Genomic DNA, 10,840 nt, shown 5'->3' on the forward strand with positions numbered 1-10,840 from the left:
AATTGCCGAGTTGTGAGCTTCGAAATTAATATGGCTGCTCTGTTGTCGCTGCAGATGATTCCTATTTGCTAATTCTCACACTGGAGGTTTCCACTCCATTGCTAAGCCTAAGGATATAACTCCCCGAAGGAAGTGTGGCATCTAATACAAGGATTTTGTTTGTGACGTTTTGAGTCATTACCAATTTTCCCAAAACATCAAATACAGAAGCTTGCATTGCTTCATTACTGCTGGTTACAATGTTAATGGTACCATTGGTTACCGGATTTGGGTAAACGGAAAATTGCAATTGCTCCCGTTCGTTTATTGCTAAAAAAGATGGTTGACCAACATTCAGAGAGCCTAATGTACTAGCTAAAGGTCCAGTCCAAGTAAAATCATCATATGTACTTCCTATTCCATTTCCAGTAAGCTGCAATGAATGTCCAACTGGTGTTTCACCTGTTTCTTCAACACCAATATCTGTAGATGTAAGTCCGACAGCAGGTCCATTTGTTGCGGTTATGTTGCCTTCATAACTTAAAAACTGAATGACGTTCGCGAGGTTATCCACTAAGGCTAAGCCGTCCGGACTTCCGTTTTGAAGCCCGTTAACAGGAATACTAAAAGCTATGGCACCAATACCAGCCCCTTCATTTGAAATTGTTCCTGATAAGTTAATGGTATTATATAGAGAACCGCTGGCACCATTGTATAGAGCAACTGACCATCCTGCTAGGTCTGTTCCAGGTATGCCAGCAATTTCAATAGCTTCTAATGTGTCAGAATCAATATTGTCGTAATGAATTTCATTAATGAATATGGACTGGGCTGACAAACTAAATGAAGCAACTAATGCAAACAGAAGGGTGAAGTTATTTTTCATGATAGAATGATTATTTGGTTATTCTCACACTAGAGCTTCCCGCTCCAGTGCTAAGTGTAAGGATATACGTTCCGGCAGGAAGGTAAGAATCTAAGGCGAGCGTTTCCTTCTGCGGACCTTTGGTTCGTTTTTCTGACTGCACGAGCGATTGTACCAACCTGCCCGACACATCGTACAAATCAATGCTTATGGTTTCGGAAGTGCTCAAGGTGTACTCTAAGACGGTAGTTTCTTGTACTGGGTTAGGATAAACGAGCATACTGTTGTCTTCAACCGAGAAATCGAGAATCCCTAATTCTGTACCTGATAGGTATCTGCACATCGCCAAATCGCCACTGTTTGATCCATCAGGAAATGCGTACCCACCAATTACAATCTTACCATCTATTTGCAGGGCGATGCTTTTGGTCAGATTACTTCCCCCTGGTATATCGGTGATAACAATACCATCATTACCAAACGTGTTATCAAAACTTCCGTCCGAATTTAACCGTACCAAAGTCATTTCATCAGTTTCGCCCAAAACGTTTGAAGTGCCCGCAATAAGAATTTTGCCATCTGCCTGCATTGCAACAAGACTTGTGCTTTGGAACTCACGCAATCCGATGGCTTCTGAAACCTTTCCTCCTGTGCCGAAACTACCATCGAGTGAACCATCTTCATTGTGACGGACGACTACAAGATGGCCAATACCTGAATTCACGCTAAGATCTATACCTGCCGCCACTATTTTCCCATCTGGCTGATGCGTAATTGAATGGCCTTCATCTGACCCTCCATTAATATCTGTGACTTTTGCTCCTGCGGAACCAAAACTATTATCCAGCGAACCATCCTCGTTGTATCGCACCATGGCGAAATCTCTATTGCCAGCTACGCTGACATAACCAAACAGAGTGAGCTTGCCACTTTCTTGAAGCATGGAGGCCTCACAGGCATCAGAATCAACAATATCAAAAGTTACCTTACCGAGCGCACCAAACGTATTGTCAGGAGTGCCATCTGATTGTAAATAACGTACCGCTGCAAAATCGTTATTCGCTCCATTTTTAGACTGCCCGGTTACAACCACCGCTGCTGAGGTCAGCATAATATTGTTGGCGACGTCATCTGTGCCACCGAAGTCGATATCTACTCTCCCATTTGTGCCGAATGTCATATCAACAGAGCCATCGGCATTGAATTTGTAAATAAGAAAGTCCCTATTGGGCGATTCGTTCCGGTAGCCTGCAACATAAATCTTCCCGTCAGGAGATGTTATTACCGAGGTGCCAAACTCATCTCCACCAAGGTCTACGCTGGTAATACCGTCACCGTCAAAAGAAGCGTCCAATGTTCCATCCGAATTATATCGAACAAGAATCAGATCATTGTTGGCTCCATTGTCAGCTCTTCCCACCAGCAATATTTTGCCATCATTCTGAATAGTCATACCATCACTGCGCTCTATGTTAAATCCAAAATCTGTAACGACTATTCCATTGTTTCCAAAAGTATTGTCCAGGCCTCCGGGTTGAGCGCAGGAAATGGTTTGAGCAAGTACTAGTAGACAGATCAGTGTGGTTTTAGTAAGTTTCATATTAGTCGGTTTTAGTGTAGCAAGTCAATTCTAATGGTTTCTATTTGCTAATTCTCACACTAGAGCTTCCCACTCCATTGCTAAGTGTAAGGATATAAGTTCCGGCAGGAATGGAAGAATCTATCACGAGCGTTTCCTTCTGCGGCCCTTTGGTTCGTTTTTCTGACTGCACAAGCGATTGCACCAACTTGCCAGACACATCATACAAATCAATGCTTATTGTTTCGGTAGTGCTCAAGGTGTACTTTAAGACGGCACGTTCTTGTACTGGGTTAGGATAAACGAGCATAGCATTGTCCTGTTTGGAAAACGAAACCACACCAAGGTTTAAACCGGTAATAAACCTGGCCACAGCGAAGCCTACATCATCAGTTGCAATGGCATGAGCCGATCCAGCTACAACAATTTTTCCATCAGGTTGCAAATCACAACTGTTTGCAGAGCTACCTGAAAGCCCAATATTTGCTTCTGCAATACCGTTTACACCAAAATCAGTATCAAGTGTTCCATCCACATGGTAGCGCATGAGATCGATAGCATCTAAACCACCCACAACAATGATTTTTCCATCTGGCTGAAGGACCGAACTATAACTAACACCTGCAACCATTGTTACCACTTTACCATTAACACCAAATGTGTTGTCAAGAGTGCCATCTGCGTTGTACCTCGCAAGGGCGCGAAAGTTAACTGGACTCGCGGTAGTAATCCCTACCACCACAATCTTACCATCAGGCTGCAATAACACCGACCGTGCGCCATCACCGACACCTCCAAAATCAGTGGACACGACCCCATTGAAACTGAAACCATTGTCTAAAGACCCGTCTGAATTGTATCGAGCCACGGCAAAATCAAAATTAGCCCCATTATCGCTTAAACCAGCAACAACAATTTTTCCGTCTGGTTGTATAGCTATTGATCTCAATACGTCATCCAGTCCACCCAAATCAGTTGTGACCACACCGTTAGGCCCGAATGTATTGTCAATCGTACCATCTATATTATAACGTGCCAAACGAAAATCATAAGAGGAGGTAGATACTCTGCCGGCTGCCACTATCTTTCCATCAGACTGTATAGCAATAGCTTCGCATTCTCCTAAAGGCCCCGTGAACAATCCATCTTGGTCTGTTGTGCTGAACGAATTATCGATTGTACCGTCTTGATGGTAACGCACTAAAGCAAATGCCTCGGATGAGATGATGCCAGTGGAGGTTCCGCCAACTACAATCTTGCCATCTGTTTGCAACGCTATGGAATTTGCATGGTCTAAAGTTCCGAGGTCAGCTGTTACAATTCCATTTGTTCCAAAAGAAGCATCTAGCGATCCATCTGGAAGGTATCTGACCGTGGCATAATCTGAGGGTACGTTGAAAAAACCAAGTCCTGCTCTTCCCGCAACCACGATTTTTCCATCGGGTTGTACAACGACGGAATTTGCCCCGTCAGGATCACTGGTAATACTGGTGATGACGGAGCCGTTTGCGTCAAAGTCTCCGTCTAAGGTTCCTGGTTGTTGGGCAAATAAGAAGGCGCTTGCTACGAGAGCACTCGAGAATAGTATGGTCGCTTTAAGGTTCATGAACAGTAGGTTGGTTTAAGGCTCATCCATTATTTATTGACTTGTAAATGAGAATATTGCTTAAATGTAAGCATTAGAAAAATACCCCCAAAATACCCTTACTATAGCCTATCGCACATTCAATATTTGCTTCTATGTGCGCCGCTGGGTGTACTTGCTTCGCTGCGTGAGAACGCTGCGCTAAGTAGTAACCCGGCGGTATTTATGTTAGTTCCGCAGGGTGGCAACTTAGCGACAACGGAGCGATCTCACCGAAGGTAAATTCTGAGGAGCGGAGCGAATGGACCATGTCATTTCGCACGTCAGTCGATATAAACAAAGACAGCTTCTCAGTTCAAAACGATCCGAGAACTATAAGCCCTATCTTTTTTATGGATGATGATCGTATATATTCCTGCTTTTAAAGAGGTAAGATCTAATTCATAAAGGTCCTCGCCACCTTGAAAGTAATTATCTCTTAACACTACCCTGCCCATGACGTCCACCACAAGCAGTGATTCTATTTGAACATTGGCAGACAGTTGCACATTTACTGTTCCATCAGAAGGATTTGGATAAACCGCAATTTTTTCAACACTTTCATGCACACTCGACAGAAAACCACCTTCGCAATTCGGAGAATAGTAGATGGTATCGATGGCGGAGGGGCCGGTATAAAACAATTCTGAACTGCACACCCTGTATTGGACTTCAAACATAAACATGAGGGGTAAAAGTGGGTGTCCGACATCTCCAATGCCCTGAATATATGCTGAAATACCTTCGTCTAATATGAATTTTTTCCTGCTTTCCCCTTGGATAACGATGTCTTCTATTGATGTAACAACAGTAGGATTGCCATAGACTGAATATGCTGCATCTCCTACCGACAGGCCGTAATCGTAGAGTAATTCCCATTCGCCGCTAAGCTCAAAGTCTTCCCATCCTAGATAGCAATCAGATGGTATGGCACCTAATCTCTTCAAATACACCTTGGAACTATCCATATAAATCTTTGCAAAAACCTGACCCGAAGCTTCGATATCAACAGTATCGTTTGAAAGATCTGAATTGATAAAGTAAAAGTCGTGATAAGTGGTTTCGCATGGAGGGATTTCACAGCCTGTGGTGCACTCTATTAAATAATGTGCACTTAGATTGGGCATAAGTGAATCATTCTGTGAATAGACGAAAGATGAAGAGAGGATCAAAAGAAATAAGGGGAGCTGTTTCATCATTTTTAGTTCGATCTAAAATATTCCTTTTTTCGCTTTAATCGCTTTTTATTTTGTGCTATTGTTGAAGAGCTTTACTACTCTTCTCAGCAGGGATGCCCCCCCTACTTTTCGGGATCTTTGACCTGTAGTATCACAAAAAGAGATACAAGCTAACATAATGGTCATCTGCTCCGCTGGATTTGCAATCCTGCGGTTCAAACATAAACAGTGACTTAAGGTAGTATAGCCGCGCAAAGGCTTCAGCTTTCTTTTTGGCGGAGCTGGTAATAACTGGGCTAGAGATAGACATAAGATTGGGGCGCGAAAGACATGTTAAAATCTTCAAGAAGTGCCTTAGGTTTAGGGTACTTCCTTGTCTTCTTTATCTTAATCGCGTAAGCATTACTTCTATTTAAAAAGTAAAGGTCAAAGAAATCTTTTGATACTCCCGATTGAGCCTTTGTCTGCTCCCAAATATTTTGAGGTTCATCTTTATATACTTGATCGATGTCAAACTCACCAATCACTTGCTGAACGGGGGCAGAGACGTAAACCACTATAGTCTTTACGCGTTGATCTTTGAAGATTGACTTCCTGAACTCATATTTCTTTGTTCCGTCAAAAATCTTTGACGCATATTCTTCTTTTATTGCAAGTAAAACTTTCATTTATTTCTTAATGCTCTTTCAAGTTGCTCCCATGTCAGCTTACCAAAGCCTCGCGGTATTTTATCCACTCCTTCAATTACACCCAATTCAATTAGCCTTTTTAGATTCGGCCTTCGCGGAATCGAATAAGAATACAACAAGTTTATCACAAATGGTTTCAGCTTTTCATGCTTGTTCCAGAATTCTTTCAGCTGTTCTTTGCTTAAAACTGTTCTTTTTTGACATACATCAATCAACTCTGCTTCGCTTTGTATGTTATCGATAACAGATTCCACTATAGCCACAGTAGTTGCTACCCCTGCATAGTACCCTCCTGTCCTGTAGAAAAGGAGAACATCCCCTGTCTGGACTTGCCTTTCATAGGCATGTGATACGTACACTTTGCTAATAGCATTTCTGTGTGGCTCATTTTCTATATAGTCATCAGCCGACTCATTTCTAAGAATTGAATCTGGAAACAGTTCAGTATGGTACTCTGGACGAATGGATGTGAAGTAGATGTTACTATCTCTAGGTAGGAAAGGGAATGTTAGGCGAGGGTTTTCTTTGTCAGCCTTCTTGCTAAAATCCTTAACAAGTACAATCTCACCATTGTCCTTAGTACCATATTGAGTAAAACCAAATTGCTCAAGTACACGAATAAGCAGTTTTTGCCCTGGTCGCTTGTCAAATATTGTAACGTAAATCTCATCAACCTTTTGCTTTAATGCATTATCAAAAACTATTTTCAGAAAACGTTCTCCAAGTCTAAGACCATTTAGAGTAACTTTTAGTGTTCCAATTTTTAAGCGTTTCTTTGACCCAAATTGAGGTTGAATGTCAGCGTAACTTTCATGCTCATCCTCTACTTTAAGATAGAGAAATGCACCCATGTTTCCATCATAAGTGCACACATAGGCTTCTTCATCAGATTTTTTCTTGAACCAAGAGTCAAATCCTGGGTAATCCTCTCTAAATGAATCAAAAAACTCCTCTTTCACACTAATGGCTCCGAAAAATTTCTTCTGAACAGAGAGCACATTATAATCAATCAATGATGGGTTCTCTGTGATTGCCTTTTCTAGGAACCTGTCAATATTGAATACCTTTTCCTCGACTCCAAGCGAAATCGCTTTCCGAGTAATTCCTTTGTCTTCTGATATTATGCAGTCTACTCTTTCATTAATCAGTTCATTGAGAATTTTTGAGTCAATTATATCGTTTTCGTTCTTGTCTTGAGTGTCAATTATATCCTGTATCGACTTATCGATTGGAGCTTCAGTTTTGAGAAAATGATAGCTTGAAAGTTTAACTTGCATAGTCTCAACAGTCTCTCCGTCCTTATGCTTTGATAATTCAAGAGCAGTTAACGGATGAACACACTTAGTATGCTTCAACTTATCAAGCCAATTGAATAATTGGCCAATATCATGATTCACCACTCTGCTGGCTTCACGGTGTATTACAATGTTAGTGTCTAGTAATACTTTCATAATAATTGTGCAATTTTTGAGATAGCTTCTCTGTAATTGTTTGAACCTATTTCAATATGAGGGACCCCTAGAACCGCTGCGAGCTCAAGAGAATATGCATACTCTTCATCCAACATTCGGTCGATTAAACTTATTGGGTACGTTCTTCTATCTCTTGCCTTTAGCCTTCTCCAAACTGTATCTAAAACTTCCGTTTTTAATAAGAGAACTGAAGGATTGATCGCTCTAAATATTTTCGAGTCTATTCGCGTCACTCTGTATTCATTATCAAGTAAGGTATAGTGGCCATCAAGCAGATAAGAACCGCCTTCCACACATTTACGATTAAGGCCCTGCATCAACCGCACTTGAGTTTCTGAGATGCTTTTGACCTTCTTGTTAGCAATGTCATCACTATACTCTGTCCATCTTAATAATTCACTAGCTACTAAATGTTCCCATTTCAATTCGGAACAAAGTTGATTACAGAATCTACCTTTACCAGTTCCGTGAACTCCTCCAATGAATATTAGCTTAAATGGTTTTATTGTTTTAGTAAAATTGGTCATTCAACTACTATTACTTTCGAACATATTCAAAGTAAAATGATTTTGGATTTCCTACTGCAAAAACTGTTTTAGGAATGTACAACTTGTTGCCACAATCATCTGTAGCCAAGGTAGTCAGTGCCTGAGATTGAGGCATATTCGTAATATTGGAAACATAAAAACTATGTTCAACACTTTTCAACTCGCCCTCTGAGGTATAGGAAATACGATTCGTAAATATGATCGGACTATTGTCGACAGTGTAGTCTTGAGTAGCTGTCTCTTTAGCAGTCGGATAAACTTCCATACCACATACATTCTTGAAACCTGACACCATTGAAAAACCCATAACTTCAATAAACGTGTTCGCAGGAACTTTAATTTTCCTAGGGTTTTCATAGGTTCGAGATAATCCAGAACTTGATCCAGCTGAGGCAGAGAGAGAACTACTTGTTAGGTAATACGGATTATGATAGGGATTCAGATAGTTGTTCTGCGCACTAGCAGTTGTGGCTCGACTAGTTGAATATGTTATCTCACCATCCGCATAATATGGGTTCGCCCTTCCATTCCTTACATAGAATGTATTCTCAAGATCAATTACTATCATCGAATCAGATTGATTCCATACTTGAAATCCAAAATCTCCTTTGTTCGACCAGAAATCATAAATAAAGGCAAGCTCTTCTGTTTCAAATTTTATCTTCTCTTCAACAGCAGCATTCTCGGTAATGGCAGCGGTTTCAAAAACTTGAAAATACTTTGATGACATACAAGACACTAGTAGCATTGGTAAAATGATAATTGACAAAAAGCGGGATGTTTGGTCTTTCATTTTTGTAGAGATTTATTGGTAGAGAAAAATCATCTCAGATCAACCCCCCAATCTACCACTTCCCCTCCACCCCATCTACAGGAGATTTCCCCTTTTTTTTCAGGAAAAACCCTATGCCATCAGGGGGTGATTCCCTATTTATGGGTTCGGCTTTTCAGTAAAATCCTCCGGGTACTGCAAGAGGCAGGGCAGCTTTCTGTACCGATTTGCATAGCATCCTGCAACGAGCGGTAGTAGATGCTGTATAAAATGGTCGCACTTTCTGTAAGAAGCGGAGTAGCCTTTTACAGCAGGCAGGGCAGCCTTCTGCAACAGGTGGGGGCAGGTGCTGTAGCATATGGGGAAGCCTGGTATAAGAAGTAGGGTCACCTCTTGTAAAAGGTGAGGTTGGTTTTGTCAAAAGCAATGTCGCTTTCTATAAAAGGTGAGGTAGCTTTTGTCAAAAGCAAGGGTGGATTTTTGGCGTTTTGGGCCTCCAATTCGAGGAGGCTTTCCCCCATTTTGGAACGAATCCGCATTTTTTTTCAAAAAAATAGATAGCATAAATTCTGTTTTGACTGGACAAGTTGACAGATGCCTGTAGCCCTTTGTGCTTCCCTCTGAAAAAATGGAATTTATGCTATCTCTTGTTTTAACCGATCGGGAGTGGAAGTTGACTTATTGAAATCAGGGCGTGCGCTGCAGTCCACGGCTGATCTGCTCCGTGCATTTTCCTAGCCGCTTTTCGGGTGGTTTATCCACTGTTTTATTGCTCCTATTTCGACGGGTCTTAATGGACCAGAGTATGAGCAAGCATAAATTCTTCGCAGGAATTTATGCTTACTTTTTTTCAGTCAGGATGTCATTTTTCATTCCCCCTATTTTCGCCAAACCTCTGTAACCTGCTGACTGACAGCGTCGTTTATTTACCACTAACTCGGGCATCGCCTAGACAACGCTGCCCCTTAAAACGATAAGCTATGTCTAAAATCAAAATGGGTATTGCGAGCCTTTCTACTAAATCGCTAGTCACGTTCTCGAAAGATGTAGAACGAAATATGGATGGCAACGCCAACTTTCCCAGCCCCGTGCCTACCATAGCAGAGCTTACCGCTAAGCGAATCGAATTTGTCGATGCAGCTTCTGCGGCAAAATTTGGCGATCGAAGAGCCATCTTTCAACGCAACACGTTGGGAGAAGAATTGAAGGAAATGTTACGTCAACTCGGAGCCTATGTGGCCTTTGTGGCGCAGGGCGATGGTAACGTGATTTTAAGTTCGGGATTTGAGGTACGTCGCGAGGCGGAACCCACCCCACCGATCACCGAGCCTACGGATTTAAACGCAGAACGCAGCGGCCAAAGCGGACAGGTGATCCTGGACTGGGCAGCGGTGCGCTACGCACTGAACTACCAGGTGGAGATGACGACTACCGACCCTGCAGACCCTGCTGCGGTATGGTCGCCTGCGGGACTGACTTCCAAGAGTAAAATGACGGTAGATAACTTGAACCCGGGAACGTATTACTGGTTTCGAGTGAAGGCCTACGGCCGACGCGATGAGAAAAGCGGATTCAGCGATCCCGCGTTGGTGATGGCTGCTTGATGGCTACTACGACATATTGGGTTGACGCGCAAAACCTCTGTTCCTTTATTGGGATGGAGGTTTTTTTTGTGTGGCTCTCCTCCCCCACCTTGGCACCCCCTCCGAAGGGGGATAGACAAAATCGCGGATGTTTATAGTGGTACCTGTTTGTTACCCAAACAAAAAATGAACTTGGACACGTGTCCCCCGCTGGCGGGGGTGGATTCTGTGAGGCACGAACGGAAGACGGGGGTGGGATGATTAATGCTATTCTCCTCCCTCGACAGTTTCAATCATTGAAACTGCCACTCCCTCAAGAGGGAGACAAAATCGCGGATGTTTTGAGTAGTACCTGTTGGTTACTCACTCAAAAAATGAACTTGGACACGTGTCCCCCGCTGGCGGGGGTGGATTCTGCGAGGTACGAGAAGAAGACGGGGGTGGGATGATTCATGTTATTCTCCTCCCTCGACAGTTTCAATCATTGAAACTGCTACTCCCTCAAGAGGGAGACAAAATCACGGATGTTTTGAGTAGTACCTGTTGGTTAC

General features: G+C 42.5%; 9 protein-coding genes. 1 reads left to right on the forward strand and 8 read right to left on the reverse strand.

Features of this window, described 5'->3' with window-relative positions:
• Nucleotides 1-61: 61 nt before the first annotated feature.
• The 8 genes from O3Q51_10060 to O3Q51_10095 all read right to left on the reverse strand — a co-directional run bounded on the left by O3Q51_10060 (nucleotide 62) and on the right by O3Q51_10095 (nucleotide 8,727).
• Nucleotides 62-865 (reverse strand): T9SS type A sorting domain-containing protein, encoded by an 804-nt coding sequence (locus O3Q51_10060; GenBank protein ID MCZ4409155.1) that lies wholly within the window; start codon nucleotides 863-865, stop codon nucleotides 62-64.
• Nucleotides 866-875: 10 nt separating this feature from the next.
• Nucleotides 876-2,444: a T9SS type A sorting domain-containing protein gene (locus O3Q51_10065; GenBank protein ID MCZ4409156.1), complete on the reverse strand. Its 1,569-nt coding sequence runs from the start codon at nucleotides 2,442-2,444 to the stop codon at nucleotides 876-878.
• 40 nt (nucleotides 2,445-2,484) lie between these two features.
• A complete protein-coding gene (locus O3Q51_10070; protein MCZ4409157.1) occupies nucleotides 2,485-4,029 on the reverse strand; it encodes a T9SS type A sorting domain-containing protein in 1,545 nt (514 codons plus the stop codon).
• 329 nt (nucleotides 4,030-4,358) lie between these two features.
• Nucleotides 4,359-5,243 (reverse strand): T9SS type A sorting domain-containing protein, encoded by an 885-nt coding sequence (locus O3Q51_10075; protein MCZ4409158.1) that lies wholly within the window; start codon nucleotides 5,241-5,243, stop codon nucleotides 4,359-4,361.
• Nucleotides 5,244-5,521: 278 nt separating this feature from the next.
• Nucleotides 5,522-5,893, reverse strand: coding sequence for an ASCH domain-containing protein (locus O3Q51_10080; protein ID MCZ4409159.1), 372 nt, complete (start codon nucleotides 5,891-5,893; stop codon nucleotides 5,522-5,524).
• On the reverse strand, nucleotides 5,890-7,365 hold the full coding sequence (locus O3Q51_10085; GenBank protein ID MCZ4409160.1) for a PIN domain-containing protein: 1,476 nt from the start codon (nucleotides 7,363-7,365) through the stop codon (nucleotides 5,890-5,892). The genes O3Q51_10080 and O3Q51_10085 overlap by 4 nt, the downstream gene beginning before the upstream one ends.
• Nucleotides 7,362-7,913 (reverse strand): ATP-binding protein, encoded by a 552-nt coding sequence (locus tag O3Q51_10090; protein MCZ4409161.1) that lies wholly within the window; start codon nucleotides 7,911-7,913, stop codon nucleotides 7,362-7,364. Before O3Q51_10090 ends, O3Q51_10085 begins: the two co-directional genes overlap by 4 nt.
• Nucleotides 7,914-7,923: 10 nt before the next feature.
• Nucleotides 7,924-8,727, reverse strand: a complete 804-nt coding sequence (locus O3Q51_10095; GenBank protein MCZ4409162.1) for a hypothetical protein — start codon at nucleotides 8,725-8,727, stop codon at nucleotides 7,924-7,926.
• Between the two features lie 959 nt (nucleotides 8,728-9,686).
• On the opposite strand from O3Q51_10095, the gene O3Q51_10100 reads away from it, so the two are divergent.
• On the forward strand, nucleotides 9,687-10,310 hold the full coding sequence (locus O3Q51_10100; GenBank protein MCZ4409163.1) for a fibronectin type III domain-containing protein: 624 nt from the start codon (nucleotides 9,687-9,689) through the stop codon (nucleotides 10,308-10,310).
• Nucleotides 10,311-10,840: the final 530 nt, after the last annotated feature.

The organism is Cryomorphaceae bacterium 1068 (assembly GCA_027214385.1).
Taxonomy (GTDB): domain Bacteria; phylum Bacteroidota; class Bacteroidia; order Flavobacteriales_D; family Cryomorphaceae; genus JAKVAV01.

What these genes read in the sequence shown, in the direction of transcription:
- O3Q51_10060 (MCZ4409155.1), bottom strand. Translation starts at nt 865, where the DNA reads ATGAAAAATAACTTCACCCTTCTGTTTGCATTAGTTGCTTCATTTAGT.
- O3Q51_10065 (MCZ4409156.1), bottom strand. Translation starts at nt 2,444, where the DNA reads ATGAAACTTACTAAAACCACACTGATCTGTCTACTAGTACTTGCTCAA.
- O3Q51_10070 (MCZ4409157.1), bottom strand. Translation starts at nt 4,029, where the DNA reads ATGAACCTTAAAGCGACCATACTATTCTCGAGTGCTCTCGTAGCAAGC.
- O3Q51_10075 (MCZ4409158.1), bottom strand. Translation starts at nt 5,243, where the DNA reads ATGAAACAGCTCCCCTTATTTCTTTTGATCCTCTCTTCATCTTTCGTC.
- O3Q51_10080 (MCZ4409159.1), bottom strand. Translation starts at nt 5,893, where the DNA reads ATGAAAGTTTTACTTGCAATAAAAGAAGAATATGCGTCAAAGATTTTT.
- O3Q51_10085 (MCZ4409160.1), bottom strand. Translation starts at nt 7,365, where the DNA reads ATGAAAGTATTACTAGACACTAACATTGTAATACACCGTGAAGCCAGC.
- O3Q51_10090 (MCZ4409161.1), bottom strand. Translation starts at nt 7,913, where the DNA reads ATGACCAATTTTACTAAAACAATAAAACCATTTAAGCTAATATTCATT.
- O3Q51_10095 (MCZ4409162.1), bottom strand. Translation starts at nt 8,727, where the DNA reads ATGAAAGACCAAACATCCCGCTTTTTGTCAATTATCATTTTACCAATG.
- O3Q51_10100 (MCZ4409163.1), top strand. Translation starts at nt 9,687, where the DNA reads ATGTCTAAAATCAAAATGGGTATTGCGAGCCTTTCTACTAAATCGCTA.